The following is a 23438-nucleotide window of genomic DNA, read 5'->3' on the forward strand; positions in this document are numbered from 1 at the left end:
TTTCGTTATCCCAATTCCTCTAAATTTGCCCCCTAAAATTTAAATTTAAAGAACTCACTATGCCTTATCTATTTACCTCGGAGTCAGTATCCGAAGGCCACCCCGACAAAGTTGCCGACCAGATATCAGATGCGCTGATTGACTACTTTTTGGCTTATGACGCCGAATCGAAAGTAGCTTGTGAAACCCTGGTAACTACCGGGCAGGTGGTGTTGGCAGGTGAAGTAAAATCACAAGCTTATCTGGATGTTCAGGATATCGCCCGCGAGGTGATCCGTAAAATAGGCTACACCAAAAGTGAGTACATGTTTGAGGCAAACTCATGTGGTATTTTATCCGCAATCCACGAGCAGTCTCCCGACATCAACCAGGGTGTTGAAAGGAAAAAGAAAGAAGATCAGGGCGCGGGAGATCAGGGCATGATGTTCGGTTACGCTACCAATGAAACAGACAACTACATGCCTTTACCGCTCGACCTCGCGCATTTACTGCTGCGCGAACTGGCGGCCATCCGCAGAGAAGGTAAAGTGATGACCTACCTCAGGCCCGATGCCAAGTCGCAGGTTACCATTGAATACAGCGATGACAACAGGCCTGTACGGATCGATACCATTGTGATCTCTACCCAGCACGACGATTTTGCAAAAGATGCCGTGATGCTGAAGCAGATCAAAGACGATGTGATCAACGTAGTGGTGCCCCGCATCAAAAAGAAACTTCCCAAGAGAGTTCAGAACCTTTTCGGAACAGATATCAAGTATCACGTGAACCCCACTGGAAAGTTTGTGATCGGCGGTCCTCATGGCGACACAGGGTTAACCGGAAGGAAGATCATCGTTGACACATACGGTGGAAAAGGTGCGCACGGTGGCGGTGCATTCTCCGGAAAAGATCCTTCGAAAGTAGACCGTTCAGCAGCGTATGCTACAAGGCACATCGCCAAAAACCTGGTTGCTGCCGGGCTTTGCGATGAAGTTCTTGTTCAGGTTGCCTATGCCATCGGTGTTGCCAAGCCCGTTGGTTTGTATGTGAACACATTCGGCACATCAAAAGTGAAGCTCAACGATGGCGAGATCGCACGCAAGGTGGAAAAGATCTTCGACATGCGTCCTTATTTCATCGAGCAGCGCTTCAACCTGAGAACTCCCATCTACTCTGAGACCGCTGCCTATGGTCACATGGGCCGTGAGCCCAAAGTAGTTGAGAAGATCTTCAACAAAGGAAAGAAGTCCGAGCTGAAGGTGAAGGTAGAGCTCTTCCCCTGGGAAAAGCTTGACCACGTAGACCAGGTTAAAAAAGCTTTCGGATTACAATAAAAAAAGAAGGGCTCCCAATCGGAGCCCTTCTTTTATCAGTTCCTCCAGCTTAAGCTGGAGGCTATTCGCTGTTATACCCTTCCGTTACGGATCTTCGTCTTAAATTTTTTCAGTTGCATGCGCAGGGCTGTGGTAGCCTGATCTGCCGCCGCCTCGAAAGAACGCGCCTTTTCAGTCGCGAAAAGCTGATTGCCTGGCAAGTTTAGCTTGATCTCAACAGTTTTGTTTTCAACACCCTCATTGTTCAGGCGAAGAAACACCTCTCCATCCACTAACCGGTCATAGAACGTCTCGAGCTTGTCAATCTTGCGTTGAATAAAATCAACCAGCTTGCGATCAGCATCAAAGTGGATCGAATGAACTTGCAGCTTCATAATGGTAAAAAAATTTAAGTTAAACATAAACTAACGCGGCTTGTTTAAAGACTGGCCGCAGAAAGTCGGGAAGTAAAATTTACATCATATCACTGGGTGTTGGTTTGTGTTTTATGCTTTGGGATGAGCCTGGTCAAAAACCTTTTTGAGCTTCTCCATGGAGTTGTGGGTGTATACCTGGGTGGCGGCAAGGCTTGCGTGACCGAGCAGATCTTTTACCGCGTTGATCTCTGCGCCCTGGTTGAGCAAATGTGTGGCGAAAGTATGCCGCAATACGTGGGGACTTCGTTTGTCAACAGTAGTATTTTCATCGAGGTATTTTTTAACCATTTTATAAACCATCATCGGGTAACAGCGCTCACCTTTATCGGTCACAAAAAAAAGCCCATGTCCTTTTTTCTCCACCATTTTATCCCGTTCGAGACGATACGCTTTTATAATAGGAACGATACCGGAGCCAAAAGGGATTACCCTTTCCTTATTTCTTTTTCCCAGCACTTTGATGGTGTTGTTTCTCAGGTCGACATACTCATCGCGAAGCTGGAGAAGCTCGGAAAGGCGCATACCGGTGGCGTAGAACATTTCCAGCATCAGCTTGTTCCGGTAACCTTCGAGCGTATTGTCAAACGGCTGCTTCGGCTGGTCCAGAAGTGCCTGGATCTCTGATTCTTTGATAAAGCTGGGAAGTTTCTTTTTCGCCTTCAGCACCCTGATCTTCAGCATCGGGTCTTTGGAGATCACTTCCTGCCTGAGCAGAAATTTATAGAAGGAGCGGAGGGAGGCGATCTTGCGGTTCACTGAGGTTGGCTCCATCCCGGCTTCCACCAGGCTGACGATCCATGCCCTGACAAGGCCGTAGTCGGCATTCTCAAGGTTGTTCTCAGGATAATTGTTTTGAATGAAGTGCTGGAACTGGCTCAGGTCGTTCTCATACGCCAGTACGGTGTGGGGGCTAACACGTTTCTCGAACCGGATATATTTCAGGAAGGAATCTGTCATGCCACTATGCTTACCCGACAACTAGACTATAGTAGCAATGTAAAAAAATAATCCCCTCAAGAAAATATCTTCAGGGGATATGTTGATGGAATGCGTATAAAATGTGGATAAATGCAGAAAATGCACTTCCACAATCAACAAAAAGGCTTGTTTTTTAGAACCGGCTTGAACCCGGCCGGAGATTAACCGTTCTCCTGGTTTCTTTGCTGTTCCCTGTAAGCAGCCCTGATGATTTCATTCCTGCGGCTTACGGAAGGCTTCTCGAACGCTGTTCTGGAGCGCAATTCCTTCAAAATACCCGTTTTTTCAAACTTCTTCTTAAAGCGCTTCAGAGCCTTATCGATAGACTCATTTTCTTTTACATTAACGATGATCATAATTTTTTCTTAGGGCTGCAAATATAGGGTGAAAGTATCCAATTTCCAACATCACTTTAGGATAGACCTTGAGATCACCAGTTTCTGGATCTCGGACGTACCTTCGCCGATGGTACAGAGCTTGGCATCGCGGTAGTATTTTTCGGCGGGAAAATCCTTGGTATAACCATAACCGCCAAAGATCTGCACCCCTTCGTTGGCCACTTCCACGGCTACTTCAGAAGCGTATAATTTGGCCATGGCCGATTCTTTGGTCACCGGCAGCCCTTTGGTTTTCAGGTCGCCGGCGCGGTAGGTCAGCAGCTTGGCCGCTTCGATCTTGGTAGCCATATCGGCCAGCTTGAATGCGATGCCCTGAAATTTAGAGATGGGCTGATTGAACTGGTGGCGCTCTTTGGAATAATGCAGGGCAGCTTCAAATGCGCCCATCGCAATACCAAGACTCAGTGCTGCAATGGAGATCCTTCCGCCGTCAAGCACTTTCATGGCCTGGATAAATCCTTCGCCTTCTTTGCCCAGCATTTGCGACTTGTGGATCCGGCAATCGGTGAAGATCAGCTCTGCGGTTTCGGAAGCACGCATGCCCAGCTTGTTCTCCTTCTTCCCGGAAGTAAATCCCGGGGTTCCCTTCTCAATGACAAAAGCTGTCATACCATGAGAATCGCCAACATTGCCCGTGCGTACGATCACCACCGCCACCTGGCCCGATTTGCCATGGGTGATGAAGTTCTTGGCTCCGTTAATAACATAATGATCGCCGTCTTTTACGGCCACGGTACGCATGTTTCCGGCGTCTGAGCCTGTGTTGGGCTCGGTAAGGCCCCACGCACCGATCCATTCTGCCGAGGCAAGCCTGGGCAGGTATTTCCTTTTCTGCTCTTCGTTGCCGAACTGAAGGATGTGGTTGGTGCAGAGCGAATTGTGTGCTGCCACAGAAAGCCCTATCGACCCGTCTATCTTGGCCACCTCTGAGATGGCCGTAATGTATTCGAGATAACCGAAACCTGCGCCGCCGTATTCTTCGGGTACGAGCACGCCCATGAGCCCGAGCGAGCCCATTTTGCGAAACAGGTCGATCGGAAATTCCTGGGACTCGTCCCACTCCATCATTTTAGGTTTGATCTCGCGGTCACCAAAGTCCTGCACCATTTGTGCGATCATTTGTTGATTTTCGGTTTCCAGGAAGTTTACGCCAGGTAAGGTTTCGATAAGGGTTGCCATGGTTCAAATGAATTTAGGGGAAGCAAGATAAAACTTACGTACCAGCTTACCAAACGAATGTTAGTATGTTGTATCCTTGCTGCTGGTACAATTTTTTAAAGCTGCTCGATTTTAAATTTGTTGTGGAACCCACATTTATTCAAAACAATCTATTTTCGCGAATCCAAATAACCGATTAACATGAAAATTGCTGTAGTAGGGACTGGTTACGTTGGTCTTGTAACCGGCACCTGTTTTGCCGAGACCGGAAACACTGTTACCTGTATTGATATAGACCAGAACAAAGTAAATAAGCTGAAAAGCGGTAAAGTCACGATCTACGAACCAGGACTTGAGCAACTTTTCGAACGGAACATCAAACAGGAACGGCTTTCTTTCACCACCAAGCTGAGCGAAGGCATCAAAGACGCAAAGGTCATTTTTCTGGCCCTTCCCACGCCTCCCGGCGAAGACGGCGCCGCAGACCTCAAATATGTACTGAAAGTTGCCGACGACCTCGGTCCCCTGCTGGAAGATTACACCGTGATCGTTGATGAAAGCACAGTACCGGTAGGCACAGCAGACAAAGTGAGACAACGCATCGCCGCCAAGGCAAAAGTTGAATTTGACGTGGTCTCCAACCCTGAATTTCTTCGTGAAGGTGTAGCGGTAGACGACTTTATGAAACCTGAAAGGGTTGTGATCGGCACTACCTCGACCAAAGCCAGGAAACTGATGGAAACACTTTACGCCCCTTATGTACGTCAGGGCAATCCGTTGGTATTTATGGACGAGCGTTCGGCCGAGCTCACCAAATATGCCGCCAATTCATTCCTCGCCACCAAGATCTCGTTCATGAATGAGATCGCCAACCTGTGCGAGCTTGTGGGCGCAGATGTGGATGCCGTGAGAAAAGGTATCGGTACGGACAGCAGGATCGGAAAACGCTTTTTGTTTCCCGGCATCGGTTATGGCGGAAGCTGTTTCCCTAAAGACGTGCAGGCCCTGGCTAAATCAGCCGCTGATGCCCAATATGAGTTCAAGATTCTGAAGGCTGTGATGGATGTGAACACCACACAAAAAACAAAACTGATCGACCGCATCAAGAAATATTTCGGTGGCTCATTGAAGGGCAAGACGATCGCTGTATGGGGCTTGTCGTTCAAACCGCATACCGATGATATCCGCGAAGCGCCGGCGTTGTACAACATTGAAGAATTCCTGAAAGAAGGCGCCATCGTTAAAGCGCATGATCCGGAAGCGATGGAAAACGTAAAGCAGTTGTTCGACAGCAAGATCAGCTATTTCGATTCAGCGTATGACGCCGCAGAAGGCGCTGACGCGATCTTCATTGCTACGGAGTGGCCGGAATTCCGCACACCCGATTTTGAAAAATTAACGTCGTTGGTCAAGGCCAGGGTGATCTTCGATGGACGTAATGTGTACGAGCTGGATGTTATGAAAGAACAAGGCTTCACCTATTTCAGCATAGGAAGGGAGGTTGTCAATGGCTAAGGAAAGAGTTCTGATTACCGGCGGCGCCGGGTTCCTCGGCTCGCACCTGTGTGATCGTTTCCTCCGGGAAGGTTACCAGGTGATCGCCATGGATAACCTGATCACGGGCGATCTGCGGAACATCGAGCATCTTTTCAAGGAAGCAGACTTCGAGTTCTATCACCACGACGTGTCTTCTTTCGTACATGTTCCCGGCAATCTGAAATACATCCTTCACTTCGCTTCACCGGCGAGTCCGATCGATTACCTGAAGATCCCCATCCAGACACTGAAGGTCGGGTCATTGGGTACTCATAACCTGCTCGGGCTGGCGCGCGTGAAAAAAGCCCGGATCCTGGTGGCGTCCACCTCCGAGGTCTATGGCGATCCGATGGTGCATCCGCAAACGGAATCGTATTATGGCAACGTGAATCCTATTGGCCCTCGCGGCGTTTATGACGAGGCCAAACGTTTCCAGGAAGCCATCACCATGGCGTACCACACCTATCACAAGGTTGAAACACGCATCGTGCGCATCTTCAATACATATGGTCCGCGCATGCGCCTGAACGACGGCAGGGTGTTGCCTGCGTTCATCGGCCAGGCGCTGAGAGGCGAAGACCTGACGGTGTTCGGCGATGGCTCCCAGACCCGCTCGTTCTGTTATGTAGACGATCTGGTGGATGGCATCTTCAGGCTCCTGATGTCTGATTATCATCTTCCCGTTAACATCGGTAATCCGGATGAGATCACCATCGCTGACTTTGCCGAAGAGATCGTGAAGCTCACCCGCACCACGCAGAAGGTGATCTATAAGCCGCTGCCACAGGATGACCCGAAACAACGGAAACCAGATATCACCAAGGCGCGTTCAATATTGGGCTGGGAACCTAAGGTCTCGAGAAGCGAAGGCCTGAAGATCACCTACGAGTATTTCAAGTCGTTGCCTACCGAAGTGCTCTATCAGCGTGACCACAAGAATTTTGATAGATACATTCGTTAAAAATTAAGTAATCGTAAAAATGAGTCAGCGGAAGATTTTGATCACCGGAGGTGCCGGTTTCATCGGCTCGCACGTGGTGCGGTTGTTCGTGAACAGGTATCCGGCGTATACCATTGTAAACCTGGATAAGCTCACCTATGCCGGCAACCTGGAAAACCTGAAAGATATCGAGCACAAATCCAACTACGTGTTTGAAAAAGGCGATATCCTGGATACCGAGTTCCTGTTCCAGCTGTTCAACAAATATCAGTTTGATGGCATCGTTCACCTGGCGGCAGAATCGCACGTAGACCGCTCGTTGCATAACCCCACCGAGTTTGCCTTCACCAACATCATCGGCACGCTGAACCTGCTCCGCGCGGCACAAATGACCTGGAGCGGAAATTTCGCCGGCAAGGTCTTTTATCACATCTCTACCGATGAAGTTTACGGTTCGGTGGAGCATGGCCAGTATTTCACCGAAGAGACCCCCATCAATCCACACTCTCCTTATTCCGCCTCCAAGGCAAGCAGCGACCATTTTGTACATGCTTTCCATAACAGTTACGGGCTGCCCGCCATCATCAGCCGATGCTCCAATAACTATGGGCCGTTCCATTTCCCTGAAAAGCTCATTCCGCTGCTGATCAACAACATCATCAACAACAAACCACTTCCTGTTTATGGCAAAGGCGAGAACGTGAGGGATTGGCTGTTTGTAGAGGATCACGCCCGGGCTATCGACACCATTTTCCACCAGGGAAAACCGGGAGAGATATATAACATCGGGGGCAATAACGAGTGGAAGAACATTGACCTGGTGAACCTGCTTTGCCGCGTCATGGATAAAAAGCTCGGCCGTGAAGATGGGTCGTCGGCAAAACTGATCACTTTTGTAAAAGACCGTCCCGGACATGATCTGCGTTATGCCATCGATCCTTCCAAGCTGATCGCCGAAACAGGATGGAGACCCGAGACAACCTTTGAGGTTGGACTTGAAAAAACGGTAGACTGGTATCTCACCAATCAGCAATGGCTGAAGAATGTGACGTCAGGCCAGTACCTGCAGTATTACAGCAGCATGTACCAGGGCAGATAACAAGTTTGATACGATAGCATAAAATCCCCATAAAAGCATGAAAGGTATTATCCTTGCCGGCGGCTCCGGCACCAGACTTTATCCGCTTACACTGGCTGTGAGCAAACAGCTTATGCCGCTGTACGACAAGCCCATGATATACTATCCGTTGTCTGTGCTGATGATGGCGGGCATTAACGAGGTGCTGATTATTTCCACGCCACACGATATGCCCATGTTCCAGAAATTGCTGGGCGATGGCAAGTCGCTGGGATGTTCGTTCAGCTATGCGGTGCAGCCGAAACCCGAGGGCCTTGCCCAGGCTTTCATCATAGGCGAAAAATTCGTAGGCAAAGACAAAGTTGCGCTGATCCTCGGCGATAATATTTTCTACGGTTCAGGACTGAAGCAATTGCTGGAGTCGAACGTAGACCCTGATGGCGGTGTTGTTTTCGCATACCACGTCACGGACCCGGAGCGCTACGGTGTTGTTGAGTTCGGCAAAGACAAAAAGGTGATCTCCATCGAAGAGAAACCGAAGCAGCCGAAGTCTAACTACGCTGTGCCGGGCCTTTATTTTTACGATAACGAAGTGTTGTCCATTGCAAAGGCCATCAAGCCAAGCGCCCGTGGCGAGCTCGAGATCACCGACGTGAACAATGTTTATCTTCAAAAAGGCAAGCTGAAGGTAGCGCCCATGAGCCGTGGCACCGCCTGGCTTGACACCGGCACTTTCGATTCGCTGATGCAGGCTTCCAACTTTGTGCAGGTGATAGAGCAGCGGCAGGGACTGAAGGTGGGATGCATCGAGGAGGTGGCTTACCGGAAAGGGTTCATCAACAAGGAACAGCTGCTGGAGCTGGCCCGGCCTTTGGAGAAAAGCGGCTATGGAGTTTACCTGAAAAACCTGCCGGAGTACATCTGACCCGGCATCGCGCTATAATCTTTTTATTATTTTTTTAGAGAGAAGCGCTTAATCGGTGCACGATTTGGGTATTTTTTAAAAAAATTGTAGCTTTGCGTAAGCTTCTGAAAAAAATTAGAGGGGACGAACAGGTCCCCTCTTTGTTTATACATAGTTGTTTTCAATGGATCTGAGCGAAGAAATCAGGAAACTGGCAGAATCGAAGCTGGCCGCCGGTCAGTTTATCGTTGATGTTATGTCATCATCACGGCAGGGTCCGAAGAAAGTGCTGGTGTTGGTAGACTCAGACCAGGGTATAAACATTGATGAATGTGCAGTCATTAGCCGGCAGCTGTCGGAGGCGCTGGACGAATCGGGCCTCATTGCCGATAACTATCTGCTGGAAGTTTCAACGCCGGGGCTGGATCAGCCGCTGAAGCTGAGAAGGCAATATGTGAAGAATGTTGGCCGGAACCTGAAACTCAAGCTGCAGGATGGCATCGTGGAGGGCAAGCTGATGGAAGTTCAGGATGACCAGATCGTACTGGCCCGCGAAACAGGTGTTGGCAAGCACAAAGAAGTTCAAACAGTAGTAATTCCTTTTACACACATAGACAAAGCATTTGTGTTGGTATCGTTTAAATAATTAATTATGGATGTTTCAAATTTAATTGAATCGTTTGCTGAGTTCGCCAAACAAAAGAACATCGACAGACCTACGATGATCCGTATTCTGGAGGACGTGTTCCGCAACATGATCAGAAAGAAGTATACAACGGACGACAACTTTGATATCATCATTAACGCGGACAAGGGCGATCTCGAGATCTACCGGATCCGCGAGATCGTGGATGACGAGTCAGAAGACATCTGGGATCACGATAAGATCAGCCTGTCTGAAGCGCAGAAAATAGAGCCCGACTTTGAAGTAGGTGAAGAGGTATCGGAGCAGGTTGACATCGAACATTTCGGTCGCCGCGCCGTGACCACCGCCCGCCAGACACTGATGCAGAAGGTAAAGGACCTGGAAAAGGATATTCTCTATCAGAAGTATAAGGATATTGTAGGAGAGATCATCACCGGTGAAGTTTACCAGGTGCTGAGCAAGGAAGTGCTGCTGATCGATGCCGAAGGAAACGAGATCTCGGTTCCCCGTGGCGAGCAGATCCCGAAAGACCGCTACCGCAAGGGTGAGAACGTTCGCGCCATTGTACACAAGGTTGAGATGGTGAACGGCAACCCGAAGATCATCCTGTCAAGAACCTCCCCGGTTTTCCTGGAAAGACTGTTCGAGCAGGAAGTGCCTGAAGTTTATGACGGCCTCATCACCATCAAGAAGGTGGTGCGCGAGCCCGGAGAGCGGGCCAAGGTGGCAGTAGAGTCTTATGACGACCGTATCGACCCCGTGGGTGCCTGCGTGGGTATGAAAGGTTCGAGGATCCACGCCATTGTACGAGAGCTTCAGAATGAGAATATTGACGTTATCAACTATACCGAGAACCTGGAGCTTTACATCCAGCGCGCGTTGAGCCCGGCCAAGATCACCTCCATCAAGATCGATAAGGACAACGGTAGGGTATCGGTTTATTTGAAGCCCGACCAGGTTTCACTGGCCATCGGTAAGGGTGGTCTTAACATTAAGCTGGCCAGCCGCCTTGTCGGTTATGAGATCGACGTATTCCGCGAACTGGCTGAAGGTCAGGAGGAAGAGGATGTGGATCTGGACGAGTTCTCAGACGAGATCGAAGCATGGGTGCTCGACGAGCTGAAACGCATCGGCCTGGATACAGCAAAGAGCGTTCTGAACCTTAATAAAGAGGAGCTTGTTCGCAGAACGGACCTCGAAGAAGAAACCGTAGAGAGCGTTTTGGGGGTGTTAAAGAAGGAATTTGAATAATATTCATATTACAGTTACAGAAATCACAAAAATCATAGGGATATTTGAGCATGGCAGAAGAAAAGATGATAAGGTTAGGGCAGGCGTCACGGAAGCTTAATGTTGGTCATAACACCATTCTGGAGTTTTTGACCAAGAAGGGTTTCTCCGTGGAGAACAACCCTAACACCAAACTAACGGCAGAACAATATGCTATGCTCGCCAAGGAATATGCATCTTCTGCCTCCGAAAAGCTCGAAGCGTCAGGGCTTACCATCGGCACCAAGCACGTTGAAAATGTGACCATTGAGCGTGAGAAGGAAGCGGCCAAAAAACGTGTTGAAGAAGAGGAGAACATCATGATCAAGAACCTCGGATCGAAAGATCTGAAGGCAAAAGAGGAGGCCCGGCAATCGACGTTGCAGCCTGAAAAGGTTGAGCGCGACAAGCCGAAGCTCGAAGGCATCAAGGTTCTTGGCAAGATCGAGCTCGATAAAAAAGCTCCCGCCAAAAAAGAAGAGCCTGTGGTTGAACCTCCCGTTGTGAAGGAGACCCCCAAGGCCAAAGAAGTAGCGAAAGAACCCGAGGTAGAAGAAGTAAAAGCGAAAAACGAACCTGTGGTTACTCCGCCGCCGGTGATCGAACCTGTGGTTGAGAAACAGCAGCAACCCGCGCAACCCGAACAGGAGCTCATCAAAGCGAAAGCAGATAAGCTGAAAGGTTTAAAAGTGGTCGACAAGATCGAGCTGCCCGTTGAGAAGGAGAAGAAAAAAGACGGACCTGTTGCTTCATCAGACCTGAAAGAAGACCGCAAGGGCAAGAGGCCGCGCAAGCGCATCAGCTCGGTTGGCGATCAGCCTCAGCAGCAACAGCAGCCCAACAAGGGCATGAGGCCGCAACAGCAGCCCCAGCGTGGCAAACCGCAGCCGCGCATCCAGAAAGAAGAGCCTTCAGAGAAAGAGATCCAGGATCAGATCCGCGCAACCCTCGCCAAACTGAGCGGTGGCGGCAAGAAGACCTCCGGCTCGAAATATCGCCGCGAAAAACGTCAGGCGTACTCCGAAGCCCAGGAGCAGCAGATGCTGCAGGAGCAGGAATCATCCAAAACACTGAAAGTAACAGAGTTCATTTCGGCCAACGACCTGGCCTCGCTCATGAACGTTTCGGTGAACGATGTGATCTCCACGTGTCTCAGCCTGGGTATGTTCGTTTCCATCAACCAGCGCCTTGACGCTGAAGCGATCACCGTTATTGCCGACGAGTTCGGTTATGCGGTTCAGTTCACTTCCGCCGAGGAGGAGCTCACCGTACAGGAAGAGGAAGACAGCGAAGAAGATCTGCACCACCGCGCGCCGATCGTTACCATCATGGGTCACGTTGACCACGGTAAAACATCTTTGCTCGATTATATCCGCAATACAAAAGTGACCGCATCGGAAGCGGGTGGTATCACACAGCACATCGGTGCCTATGACGTAACCACCAAGAGCGGTAACAAGATAGCCTTCCTCGATACCCCCGGTCACGAAGCCTTTACGGCGATGCGTGCCCGTGGTGCGAAGATCACCGACGTTGCCATTATTGTGGTAGCGGCCGACGACGATGTGATGCCACAAACGAAAGAAGCCATCAACCACGCGCAGGTGGCCGGTGTGCCCATCGTGATCGCGATCAACAAAGTAGATAAGCCTACCGCTAACCCTGACAAGATCCGCGAGTCGCTCTCGAAGATCAACATTCTCGTAGAAGAGTGGGGTGGTAAATATCAGTCGCAGGAGATCTCTGCAAAATCAGGAAAAGGTATCGATGACCTGCTCGAGAAAGTATTGCTCGAAGCGGAGATCCTTGCTTTGAAAGCCAATCCTAACAAGCCCGGCTCAGGCAGCATCATTGAAGCATCGCTTGACAAAGGCCGCGGTTATGTGGCTACGCTCATGGTGCAGAACGGCACATTGCGCATTGGCGATATTCTGCTGGCGGGCCCTCACTACGGCCGCGTAAAAGCCATGTTTGACGATACCGGTAAAAAGGTAACGGAAGCAGGCCCGGCAACACCGGTGGTGGTGCTTGGTCTTGACGGCGCGCCACAGGCAGGTGAGAAGTTCAACGTGATGGAAACCGACCGTGAGGCACGTGAACTGGCCACCAAACGTACCCAGTTGCTGCGCGAGCAGAACATGCGTACGAAGAAACACATTACACTGGATGAGATCGGCAGAAGGCTTGCCATCGGTAACTTCAAGCAGCTGAACGTGATCGTGAAAGGTGACGTGGATGGTTCAGTGGAAGCGCTCTCCGACTCGCTGTTGAAACTGTCAACGCCTGAGGTTCAGGTTGCCATTATTCACCGCGGTGTGGGTCAGATCTCCGAATCGGATGTGTTGCTGGCTTCGGCTTCGGATGCGATCATCCTGGGCTTCCAGGTGCGTCCTTCGGGAGCCGCGAAGCGCATCGCCGACAACGAAGAGATCGAGATCCGCCTCTACTCTATCATTTATGACGCCATCAACGAGGTGAAAGACGCCATGGAAGGTATGCTGGCACCTGAGGTGGAAGAAGTGATCGTGGGTAACGCAGAGATCCGTGAGGTATTCAAGATCTCGAAAGTGGGAACCATCGCAGGATGTATGGTCACCGACGGTGTGATCAAACGTTCTAACCCGATCAGGCTGATCCGCGACGGTATTGTGGTGTATGCCGGAAAGCTGCACTCGCTGAAACGTTTCAAAGACGACGCCAGCGAAGTGAAGTCAGGCTTCGACTGCGGTATCGGCATCGACGGCTTCAACGACATGCAGGTAGGCGATGTGATCGAAAGCTACGAGAACCGCGAAACAAAGCGGACGTTGTAAGCGCAAGAATTTAAGAATAAGAACCAGGAGGTGTGGATTGCAAAGTCTGCACCTTTTTTGTTTTTATGCCGCTCATCATATTTCTGCTGGTACCCAGGCCGGGTAGGAAATGGAAAAAAATGCTCCCCCATTTATTCCATTGGTTTTTTATGACTTTTTGCTTTTAGGAGCCCGTTGCAATCGTTTCCACTTAACATACCTTATTTTGTGGTATTTTATTTCATTGTTTATATCCCTAACTTCGGTTTACATTTTACTTAACCTAAACCTAAATCTATGCTAAGAACTCTACGAGTAGTACTTGTCTTATTGTGTGCCATTCCCGCTATGGCACAAGTGCGAACGGTCTCCGGGCGCGTAACCTCTGCAGAAGAAGGAGGGGGCTTACCCGGTGTTAACGTTATTGTCAAAGGAACCTCTAACGGTACAACGACGGATTCCGATGGAAAATTTTCAATTTCAATCTCAGGTTCCGATCAGATCCTGGTATTTTCATTTATCGGTTTAAAGGGCGAGGAGATCGCTGTTGGAGAAAGGACAACCATCGATGTGTCCATGGAATCTGACATTGCCCAGCTCAGCGAAGTCGTTGTGGTCGGTTACTCCACTGTTCAGAAAAAGGAACTTACGGGCGCAGTGGGTTCCGTAGGTGGTAAGGATATCGAGAATTTACCGCTTCAGAGCTTTGACCGCGCCTTGCAAGGCCGGCTTTCGGGCGTTCAGGTGCTCTCTGCCAACGGCGTACCGGGTGGGGCAGTGAACGTGCGCATCCGTGGCGTTGGCTCGATCAGTGCAGGCAACGAACCCCTTTATATTGTTGATGGCATTCAGATGAACAACCGCAATGACGGTGGCTCAAGGGTAAGCAGCAACCCTCTGGCGTTCTTGAATCCGAACGATATCGAATCCATGGAGATTTTGAAAGATGCTGCGAATGCTTCGATCTATGGAGCGCAGGCCGCTAATGGTGTGGTGATCATCACTACCAAAAAGGGTAAGGCAGGTTCCAGAACACGGTTCGATCTCAATTACTACAAGGGCATCGTAGAACCTCTGCCAACCCTGAAAATGTTAAGCACCCAGCAATTTATTCAGGTACGTCAGGAAGCCACACAAACGAACAGTCCGGCTAACACGGCTGCGCAGACCAGGGCCGCTGTTTTGACAGAGCTGGGTTTATCTCCTACACTTACTGACGAGGAGATCGCTGCCTTGCCCAATTACAATTGGCAGGATGAGGCATTTGTCCGCGGGGTGATCGATAATTATGAATTGTCAATGAGTGGAGGCAATGATGTAACTACATTCTACACGTCTGCCTCTTATAACAAACAGGAAGGCAGTTTGATCAACATTGATTTCGATCGTCTTACCGGCAGGGTAAAACTCGATCATAAGGTGAGCAAGAAAGTGTCTGTTGACCTTGGCGTGAACCTGAGCACTGTGCGGCAGCGCGGCCCATACGGTGATGCGCGTGGCACTACTGCGTTTGGTGCGCCGCAATATGCCGCTCCTATTATACTTCCCTTCAACCCAATATACAACCCTGAAACCGGTGGCTATTTTGGACTCGCTGGTTCCGGCACCACGATCATTGGTGACCTCAACAGCAATGTTATCGCAAATGCCAATTACATCAAGGCAACGGGACGCATGAATCAGCTGGTAGGAAGCCTGGGCATCAACTATAAGATTATTGATGACCTTGTATTCCGTGCCTTTGGAAGCGTTGACTACCGCGCACTTTATGGAGAGTTTTACGGCGATCCGCGCCTGAACGACTATTATAATATCAGGGGTACAAACGCGTCTTTCACGAATGTGAATCGTAACCTTAGCACCAACTACACTCTTAACTATGGCCATACCTTCGGCAGGCATTCCGTTAGCGGGCTGGTTGGATTCGAATACCGTGACGAAGCAAATCAAGGAACCAGCCTCACAGGACAAGGTTTCCCCACGCCGGATTTTACAACTCCCAATGCTGCCGCGACGCCTACGGGTGTTGGTGGTTTCTGGACAGGCTTCAAGCGTGTAGGCGTATTCGGCAATTTCAAATATGATCTTGACAAGAAATATTTCTTATCCGTCACCATGCGTTACGACGGATCTTCACGTTTTGGCGCCAACAACCAGTTTGGTTACTTCCCCTCCATTTCAGGTGCGTGGAATATCTACGAAGAGGGTTTTCTTAAAAATTCCAGCGCTGTTACTGACCTGCGTTTAAGGGCCAGCTGGGGCAGCACCGGAAATGATCAGATCGGAAACTTTGATTCACGTATTCTATATGGCTTGGGCGGATCCAGAACTGCCAACTCCATGAATGGAAATTACAATGGAGCCAGTGGTATCGGAATCAGCGGTTTGGGCAACCCCGACCTGCGCTGGGAAAGGAATGAGACCACGAACATCGGCATTGACTACGGCTTCTTTAACAACCGGGTCGCGGGATCTATCGAAGTATTCCGGAGACTTAGCAAAGACCTGCTGTTGAACCAGGCTGTGCCTCAGATCTCAGGCTTCAATAGCATTACGAAAAATGTTGGCGAAGTTAAAAATGAAGGCTTTGAATTTGAAGTAAGAACCACCAATCTTGACTTCAATGGTTTTAAGTGGGAAACCAACTTTAACATCACACTTTTGCGCAATGAGGTGGTAAAACTTTTCGACGATTTGAAGGTTCTGCCCGGAGACCTGCGTGTTCGCGTAGGATATCCTCTTGGTACAAACGTGAACAATCCATATGCCGGCGTGAATCCTGCCAACGGCCGCCCTATGCATTATGACATCAATGGTAATATTACGTACACCCGGGTAGCGGCAGATCAGGTGCCGCTGGGACACCAGGATTTCTCCAGCATGTACGGTGGTTTTACGAACAGCTTTAGCTTTAAAGGATTGGAGCTTTCAGGATTTTTCCAGTATGACTACGGACGTACAGTAGCCAATGTGCAACACTTCAGAATGGCTGACAACGGCGCTGTGCTGCGCAACAGCAATGTTATGTTCTTTGATGACCGCTGGACAACGCCTGGCCAGATCACATCTGTACCGCGCCCTGCCATCAACAGAACAGAAAATTCGGCGCGTATATCTTCGTATCAGACCACGGCCCGCTTTTATGAAGACGCATCCTTCATTCGCCTGAAGCAGATCACACTTGCGTACAATATTCCTCATGGTTTCCTGAGCAAGTACAAGATCAACAATGCAAGGGTTTATGCACAGGCGATCAACCTGGCCACCTGGACCAAATGGACGGGCTACGATCCTGAATTCCAGGAGTCAGGAGCCAACAGCGTAGAAGGTATCGTTCCTCAAACACGCAATTATACTTTTGGTGTTCAGCTGGGCTTCTAATTAAATCAAGATAAGATCGTATGAAAAGCATCGCAACCAGAAGTTCTTTATCAATCCGGAAGGACATACTTGTGCGTGCCTAAACCAAAAAATATTAACACATGAAATTTACTGTAAAAATACTGTCGATATGCCTGGTGCTGTTCCTGTGCTCCTGCGAATCGCTCCTGGAAATAGAGCCGAAGCAATCTGTTGATCCTTCGAAGACGCTTACTGCAGAAGGAATGCAGGCAAGCCTTACGAACCTGTATGCCTATTTGAAGACAACTGTGCTTTACGGACGTGACTTTGTTGCAAGTGCTGAGGCGCTGGCCGACAACGCGCGTATCATCAACCGCGCAGGGGGCCGTTACCAGCCTCAGGGCACAAATACGGTGAACAACCATTTGAATAACTGGGAGTTTGCTTATGCAGCGATCAATGAGGCTAACCTTTTGCTGAAAAACCTGCCAATAGCGGATCTTACTCCCACGTTAAGAGACGAGATCGAAGGTCAGGCAAAAGCACTTCGTGCGCTGTTCTATTTTGACCTGGTTCGCGCCTATGCTTACGAGCCCAATATGGCTCCTCCGGATGCTGACAGAGGTGGCGTTCCATTGATGCTTTCTGGTGTGGTACTCCAAAGTGATATTGAACGCAAGCCGAGAGCCGCGCAGTCTGAAATATATGCTCAGATCTATGCTGACCTTACTGACGCGTTGACGAAGGCCCCTGACGCAGGAGGTCCTGCATACATTACAAAAGGGGCCGTTCGCGCTTTATTTGCCAAAGTAGCACTCTATAATCAGGACTGGGCAAACGCCGAGGCCTACGCTACTGCTGCGCTTACAGCACCCAACGTTCCGGGTCTCATCGACAATGCTAACTATGTCAACGGATGGAGAACATCTGTACATCCTGAATCTATTTTCGAGGTGACATTCACGAATGCCAATGAATCCATTGGTGTTAATGAGTCTGTACAGTCTGCTTTTACCACACGTTCGAGCCTTCTGGTAGACAGGCTTGCCGGCTACGGCGCCGTTGTACCTACAGATGCCTTTCTGGCACTTTTCGTTAAAGTTACGGTTCCCACTCCCAATGTTGATGTGCGGAGAGCACTTTACCAGCCCGGTGTGGCGCGCTCAAACGTTATCGCTACAGAATGCACCAAGTTTCTTGGTAAGTCAGGAACTATCTACATGGACAACATTCCGTTGATCCGTGTTTCTGAAGTATACCTGATCCGTGCCGAAGCAAGAGCAAAGCAGGGAGGTAAAGATACTGAAGCCCTCAGCGACCTTAACGCCATCGCCGTGAGGGAGGGCAGGGGCGCAACACCGTATGCTGCGCTTACAGGCAGCGCATTGGTAGATCAGATCATTGCTCAGCGCAGATTGGAACTGGCCTTTGAAGGCGATCGTTGGTTCGACCTCAAACGCAGGGGTGCCAATGTGGTCAAGGCATCAGGAAATGTACCTTATACCGATTTCCGGATATTGCCTGGTATCCCTGTTAGAGAGATACAGTCTAACAATCTATTGCTTCAAAATTTGGGTTATTAAAAAAGTAAACACATGAAAGTATATAAAATATATTCAGTCATCCTGTTGACAGGTTTTTTGCTGGTTTCGTGCTTTGATGACAGAGAGATCTTATTTGAAGACACGCAAATTGAGTTTGAAGATGCGGTTATGCGTGCACGTGCTACCGGAGAAATTTTTCCGATCATCAGCGTTACCCGCACAACAGGTACGCCGGCGTATCAGATCAACCTGATCGGCCGTCAGTTAGCACAAGCTGCGGATGTGAGCTTCAGCCTGGACACCGTGCCTAAGCGGTTGCTCAACGCTAACACGATAGAAGCGCAGCAGGGGGTGCACTTTACGCTGAATGAAAGCCCTGTTTCTTTTCCTGAACAGGCAAGTGTCACCAACGCCACAACGTTCAGCATTTTACCTGGTTTTCCTGCACAGTCGGGAAAGACAGCTCTTTTTATCATTAAGCTAGATGGTAATGATAAGATCAAGCCGGCAGAAAATTTCCGCAGGCTCGGTTTCCGTATAAACTTGAATTAGTACTCTGGAATGTAGCATTAAAAAAGCCGGCACTGATAGCCGGCTTTTTTATTTTTAACTATGCCTGTAAAATGTCTTACTCACAATTCTCCAACCCTCGGCAAACTTGTAAAGCACCAGGTAATCGGTAAACACCTTCTTGTTCTCACGGTAGAGCTCCAGCTTCACCACGGCCGCATTACCCGTCACATCTACGTTCACAAATTTCCCTTCGGTTTTCACCGGCGGAGTAGTGGACTCTTTTTTGGCTTTCTCCAGGTTGGCGATCCATTCTTCGATGGGCAGCGGCTTGATCTCGTTGTCAACGAGGCGCAGCATGCTGAACGTAGGGTGAAATCCCTTGCGGATCTCGTCTACGCTTCCGCGATTGTGGATCCCCTGGATGTAAGCGTTGGTAACAACCTGCTTGATGGAAGCCTCATCGTTCTGCGCAAATACAACGGCAGGCAGCAGGAAGAACATGAAGATTAATTTTTTCATAGGGCAAATGGTTTTCTGTTTCAACTTGAGGTGCACAGGAAAAGTTACCGGCGCCTGACAAAATCATCGCCACACATCCTGAACGGAAGACCGCTGCGGCTTAAATCCATTTCATCAGAGTGCATTCTCCAGCTTGAATACCCACGCGTGATCGCATGGATTGTTGGCCGGTGTCACCTGTGGCGGATTAATGGTGAGGCCTTTGCCGGAACCGCTTGTGCTCACGCTTCCTCTGAAACCCAGCAAGGCGACCTTCGATGGTTTTTTCACGTCGTTCACAACAATGGCTTTGTCGGGGAAGCTGGTGCAGATCACGTAAAGATCTTTTCCTTTCTGCGTAAAAAAGACTTTCGTTTCTTTGGTGATCGCCGGAGACTTGCTCCACGCCCTCGTTCCATAGATGGCTTCGCCATTCACACCGAGCCATTGCCCCATGTCGTGTAAACGCTGCTGCATGATCACGGGAATCCTGCCGTCTGCCGTGGGGCCGATGTTCAACAGCAGGTTTCCGCCACGCGCGACTTTATCGACCAGGATGCGGATGAGTTCTTTTGATGAGGAGTAGTGACTCAGGTCTTCATTGCGGTTGTAGCCGAACGATCCGCCAATGCCGCGGCACTCTTCCCACGGGTGCTCTATCTTTTTGCCGGCAGAGCCCTGATCATGCACAAGGTCATACTCGGTGGTATAGATGCCGCCGTGCACGCTGCGGGTTTCTTTTCCCCAGCGGTCGTTGACAACCACTTCATTTTTAACAGGCGATTCGTTGTAAAGCCAGGCGAGGAACTCGGTGCTCTTCCAGGTTTCGCTGGGATGTTCCCATTCTCCGTCGGTCCAGAAGATGTCTGGCTCGTAGCGGGTAACGAGGTCTTTCATCTGTGGCATCATGTGCTCATCCACATATTTTTTAACGTCGGACTTGTAAAGCGGGTTGAACCACTCATAAAGAGAATAATAATATCCCATGCGCAGTCCTGCTTCCTTTACAGCTTTGCTCAGGTCGCCGGCGAGGTCGCGGTGCGGACCCACGTCAACGGCGTTCCAGTTCCAGGCTTGCGCGCTGGGCCACAAGGTGAAGCCTTCATGGTGTTTGGAGGTGAGCACCACATATTTGGCACCCGATCCTTTCAATACTTCTGCCCAGGCTTTGGGCTCGAACATTTCGCAGGTGAAACCTTTGACGAAATCCTGGTACTTGAAATCTTTTCCGTAAGTGCGGTTATGATAATCGTTGAAGTTCTGGTAGGTCTGCGCTTTGGGGTCGAGCAGTCTCCACCAATACCACTCCGCATATTTCTCATACACGCTGGCATCTGTAGGCGCCCAGGCTGGTACGGAGAATACGCCCCAGTGGATGAAGATCCCGAACTTGGCGTCCTCGAACCATGCGGGCACGGGCCGGCTGTCTATCGAGCTCCAGTTGGGCTCATAACGCTGTTGTGAAAAAGCAGTGGTGGAGAGCAGCAGGCAACAAAGCAGAAGTCTGGTTTTTATCATGGCTGTTTAGAGATCGTTGTCAGTAAATTTAACAGCGTAGCCATAAAATAAAAAACCCCGGCCGGAGCCGGGGCCTCTCTATTTGCAAGCAGAGAGTGGATTGAGTTTAAAGTTTGAAATTTAAAGTTTAAAGTTGGGTTAGTGTCATTATCAAGGCCAGGTTTTGAACGGAGGCAACTTGAAACTTCTAACTTGAAACTTTAAACTAAAACGCGACTTTAGGCGCGTTTTGGGCTTCCTGAGAAGCTTCGAAGCCTTTGCGTACTGAGAAGTCTTCGCCGCCTCCGAACATGTTGAGCGCCATCTTTTTGAAATAGCCTCTCACGTAAGTGTTATAATCTGCTACCGCGGCATTGAAGCGCTGGCGTGCTACGTTGATGCGGTTCTCGGTGCCTTCCAGCTGCGCCTGCAGGTCCTGGAAATTTTCCGTTGAGCGGATCTGCGGGTATGCTTCGAATGCAAGGTTGATGGCTGTATTGATCTTGCGGCCTGCTATCTCGAGATCTTCAGGTGTTTTGGCGCCAACGATGCCGGCACGCGCCTGTGTTACCTGTGTGAGGATCTCTTTTTCATTTTCGGCAGCACCTTTTACCGTGGCCACGAGGTTCGGAACAAGGTCGGCACGGCGCTGGTAGGCAGCCTGCACATCATTCCACTCATTGTTCACTTTTTCCTGCGAGCTTACGGCCTTGTCATAGATGCCGGTGCCCCACATAAAAAAGCCGAATACAAAAACAACGATCACACCGATAATGGCCAGTGTAACTACTAATCCTTTACTCATATTATGGTTTGTTTGAACGGTTAAATTAACGAAAAACGATCACAAAGGTTAAGCGGCATCGGAATGGCAAATGTTATGCCTGAGGCGTTCCCTCTGTCATTTTTTCAGCACTGTCAGCGATCCGGAGCTGTTCTATAAAATCGTCGATATCTCCGTTCATAATGGCAGGCAGATTGTGCTGGGTATACCCGATGCGGTGATCGGTTACACGGCTTTGCGGATAATTATAGGTCCTGATCTTCTCCGAGCGGTCGCCGCTTCTTACCAGCGATCTGCGCGCAGCACCCATTTCCTTTTCCTGCTTCTCCACTTCCATTTCATACAGCTTGGTTTTGAGCATTTGCAATGCACGTTCGCGGTTGCCGTGCTGTGAGCGCTCTACCTGGCAGGTGATCACAATGCCGGTGGGCTTGTGCGTGAGCTGAACTTTTGTTTCAACTTTGTTAACGTTCTGTCCACCGGCGCCGCTGGAGCGTGCGGTTTGTATTTCGATGTCGGCGGGATTGATCTCCACGGCGCCCACCTCATCTACTTCGGGCAGTGCAACAACGGAGGCGGCAGACGTGTGTACGCGACCCATCTGTTCGGTGGCCGGCACACGCTGTACACGGTGCACGCCTGATTCGAACTTCAGCAGGCCATAAGCGCCTTCGCCTGTGACGCTGCTGATCACTTCCTTGTATCCTCCTGCGGTTCCTTCGGTTACGTCGATCACGCTCAGTTTAAGACCGCGGCGGTCGCAAAAACGCTGATACATCCGCCAGAGGTCCCCGGCGAAGATGGCTGCTTCGTCGCCACCCGTACCTGCCCTGATCTCCAGCAGCACGTTCTTATCGTCGTTCGGATCTTTCGGGATCAGAAGCTCTTTCAGCTCGCCGTCCAGCTTTTCGATGCGGGGCTCCAGGTCGTCGATCTCCATTTTGGCCAGCTCCCGCAGCTCGGCATCCTTTTCTTTTGCCAGCACATCCTTGGCTTGCTGCAGGTGGCTGCGCGCTTCCTTCAACTGATTGTATTTGGTAACGATCTTTTCCAGGTCTTTGTACTCCTTGCTCAGCTGCGAAAACTTCTTTACATCCGTCACGGTCTCCGGCTGCATCAGCAATTGGCCAACTTCCTCGAATCGAAGCTTGATTTCTTCCAGTTTTTCGGTCATAATATAAAATGCAGGGACAAAGTTAACGCTTTAAAACTCCAAAGTCTAATACCTTCAAAGACCAGGCAGCATTAAAAGATCAAATCAAATCCAGCCCACTTTAACGGTAAATTTCAGGGCGATTTTGGAATTTGAAAGCCGGAAAGTGAAATTTACCCCCATGAAATACTGGATTGTTATTATAGGGCTCGTGGTCACCAGCTGCGGGGGTACACTCTCCGATGAGCAGCGCAAGAAAATGCGCGAGCAGATGGCGTTGCACGAGATCAGAAAAGTGAGCGACACGGAGATCACGGAAGCGGCATTTGCCAGCGGAAGGAAGATCATGCAGTCGCTGCAAAGTTTTGGCACTGACTCCGCGAAAATAGATTCGTTCATCAGCAATTCGAAAGGCAAAGTAAAGTGGCTTGTGCCCGGCGATAGAAATGCCGTTGCGCTGGAGCAACAGCTGATCGACGCCTACATCGCGGCCGGAGGTGGCAACATCCAGGATAACATTCAGAAGATCAGGAATGCCGAAGGAGAATCTGACTCTCTGCTGTACACAAAACCTGTGGTAACTAAACTTCCCGACGGCACAGACAGGCTTGAAGGTGTCTGGAATATCTGGCTCTCGAAAAAGGAGCTCATCCTTTCGATGGACAAAAAATAAGGC

General features: G+C 49.8%; 20 protein-coding genes. 12 read left to right on the plus strand and 8 right to left on the minus strand.

Features of this window, described 5'->3' with window-relative positions; genetic code table 11:
• Nucleotides 1-59 precede the first annotated feature (59 nt).
• On the plus strand, nt 60-1316 hold the full coding sequence (gene metK / locus KK083_RS17165) for a methionine adenosyltransferase (RefSeq protein WP_254165128.1): 1257 nt from the start codon (nt 60-62) through the stop codon (nt 1314-1316).
• A 71-nt stretch (nt 1317-1387) separates the two neighbouring features.
• Here metK and hpf read toward each other — a convergent pair whose 3' ends face one another.
• The 4 genes from hpf to KK083_RS17185 form a co-directional block, all read right to left on the minus strand.
• A complete protein-coding gene (hpf, locus tag KK083_RS17170) occupies nt 1388-1690 on the minus strand; it encodes a ribosome hibernation-promoting factor, HPF/YfiA family (RefSeq protein ID WP_254165136.1) in 303 nt (100 codons plus the stop codon).
• A 111-nt stretch (nt 1691-1801) separates the two neighbouring features.
• Entirely contained in the window at nt 1802-2689 is an 888-nt protein-coding gene (locus KK083_RS17175; protein ID WP_254165144.1) for a tyrosine-type recombinase/integrase, read from the minus strand.
• A gap of 182 nt (nt 2690-2871) precedes the next feature.
• Nucleotides 2872-3066: a 30S ribosomal protein S21 gene (rpsU, locus tag KK083_RS17180; protein ID WP_254165152.1), complete on the minus strand. Its 195-nt coding sequence runs from the start codon at nt 3064-3066 to the stop codon at nt 2872-2874.
• Between the two features lie 51 nt (nt 3067-3117).
• Nucleotides 3118-4287 carry an acyl-CoA dehydrogenase gene (locus KK083_RS17185; protein ID WP_254165154.1) on the minus strand — a complete coding sequence of 390 codons (1170 nt, stop codon included), beginning with the start codon at nt 4285-4287 and terminating at the stop codon, nt 3118-3120.
• Between the two features lie 180 nt (nt 4288-4467).
• On the opposite strand from KK083_RS17185, the gene KK083_RS17190 reads away from it, so the two are divergent.
• The 10 genes from KK083_RS17190 (at nt 4468) to KK083_RS17235 (ending at nt 18869) form a co-directional block, all read left to right on the plus strand.
• Nucleotides 4468-5781 carry a UDP-glucose dehydrogenase family protein gene (locus tag KK083_RS17190; protein WP_254165156.1) on the plus strand — a complete coding sequence of 438 codons (1314 nt, stop codon included), beginning with the start codon at nt 4468-4470 and terminating at the stop codon, nt 5779-5781.
• Nucleotides 5774-6763 (plus strand): UDP-glucuronic acid decarboxylase family protein, encoded by a 990-nt coding sequence (locus tag KK083_RS17195; RefSeq protein WP_254165158.1) that lies wholly within the window; start codon nt 5774-5776, stop codon nt 6761-6763. Before KK083_RS17190 ends, KK083_RS17195 begins: the two co-directional genes overlap by 8 nt.
• 19 nt (nt 6764-6782) lie before the next feature.
• Complete coding sequence (gene rfbB / locus KK083_RS17200) at nt 6783-7841, plus strand: dTDP-glucose 4,6-dehydratase (protein WP_254165160.1); 1059 nt, start codon at nt 6783-6785, stop codon at nt 7839-7841.
• 37 nt (nt 7842-7878) lie between these two features.
• Nucleotides 7879-8745: a glucose-1-phosphate thymidylyltransferase RfbA gene (gene rfbA / locus KK083_RS17205; RefSeq protein ID WP_254165167.1), complete on the plus strand. Its 867-nt coding sequence runs from the start codon at nt 7879-7881 to the stop codon at nt 8743-8745.
• Nucleotides 8746-8908: 163 nt separating this feature from the next.
• A complete protein-coding gene (gene rimP / locus KK083_RS17210; protein ID WP_254165169.1) occupies nt 8909-9370 on the plus strand; it encodes a ribosome maturation factor RimP in 462 nt (153 codons plus the stop codon).
• 6 nt (nt 9371-9376) lie between these two features.
• Nucleotides 9377-10621 carry a transcription termination factor NusA gene (gene nusA / locus KK083_RS17215; RefSeq protein ID WP_254165176.1) on the plus strand — a complete coding sequence of 415 codons (1245 nt, stop codon included), beginning with the start codon at nt 9377-9379 and terminating at the stop codon, nt 10619-10621.
• A 50-nt stretch (nt 10622-10671) separates the two neighbouring features.
• Nucleotides 10672-13452 (plus strand): translation initiation factor IF-2, encoded by a 2781-nt coding sequence (infB, locus tag KK083_RS17220; protein ID WP_254165353.1) that lies wholly within the window; start codon nt 10672-10674, stop codon nt 13450-13452.
• A 276-nt stretch (nt 13453-13728) separates the two neighbouring features.
• Nucleotides 13729-16812 carry a SusC/RagA family TonB-linked outer membrane protein gene (locus tag KK083_RS17225; protein ID WP_254165178.1) on the plus strand — a complete coding sequence of 1028 codons (3084 nt, stop codon included), beginning with the start codon at nt 13729-13731 and terminating at the stop codon, nt 16810-16812.
• A 101-nt stretch (nt 16813-16913) separates the two neighbouring features.
• Nucleotides 16914-18356, plus strand: a complete 1443-nt coding sequence (locus tag KK083_RS17230; RefSeq protein WP_254165180.1) for a RagB/SusD family nutrient uptake outer membrane protein — start codon at nt 16914-16916, stop codon at nt 18354-18356.
• Between the two features lie 12 nt (nt 18357-18368).
• Nucleotides 18369-18869, plus strand: a complete 501-nt coding sequence (locus KK083_RS17235) for a hypothetical protein (protein WP_254165182.1) — start codon at nt 18369-18371, stop codon at nt 18867-18869.
• Between the two features lie 54 nt (nt 18870-18923).
• Here KK083_RS17235 and KK083_RS17240 read toward each other — a convergent pair whose 3' ends face one another.
• The 4 genes from KK083_RS17240 to prfA form a co-directional block, all read right to left on the minus strand.
• Nucleotides 18924-19349: a nuclear transport factor 2 family protein gene (locus KK083_RS17240; protein WP_254165184.1), complete on the minus strand. Its 426-nt coding sequence runs from the start codon at nt 19347-19349 to the stop codon at nt 18924-18926.
• 114 nt (nt 19350-19463) lie between these two features.
• A complete protein-coding gene (locus tag KK083_RS17245) occupies nt 19464-20846 on the minus strand; it encodes an alpha-L-fucosidase (RefSeq protein ID WP_254165186.1) in 1383 nt (460 codons plus the stop codon).
• Nucleotides 20847-21051: 205 nt separating this feature from the next.
• Nucleotides 21052-21630: a LemA family protein gene (locus tag KK083_RS17250; RefSeq protein WP_254165188.1), complete on the minus strand. Its 579-nt coding sequence runs from the start codon at nt 21628-21630 to the stop codon at nt 21052-21054.
• A gap of 73 nt (nt 21631-21703) precedes the next feature.
• On the minus strand, nt 21704-22783 hold the full coding sequence (gene prfA / locus KK083_RS17255; protein WP_254165190.1) for a peptide chain release factor 1: 1080 nt from the start codon (nt 22781-22783) through the stop codon (nt 21704-21706).
• Nucleotides 22784-22943: 160 nt separating this feature from the next.
• Here prfA and KK083_RS17260 point away from each other — a divergent pair, with 160 nt between their 5' ends.
• The gene (locus KK083_RS17260; protein ID WP_254165192.1) at nt 22944-23435 is read left to right on the plus strand and encodes a hypothetical protein; all 492 of its coding nucleotides are present in this window, start codon (nt 22944-22946) and stop codon (nt 23433-23435) included.
• The last annotated feature ends 3 nt before the right edge of the window (nt 23436-23438 follow it).

The organism is Chryseosolibacter histidinae (assembly GCF_018598225.1).
Taxonomy (GTDB): domain Bacteria; phylum Bacteroidota; class Bacteroidia; order Cytophagales; family Cyclobacteriaceae; genus Chryseosolibacter; species Chryseosolibacter histidini.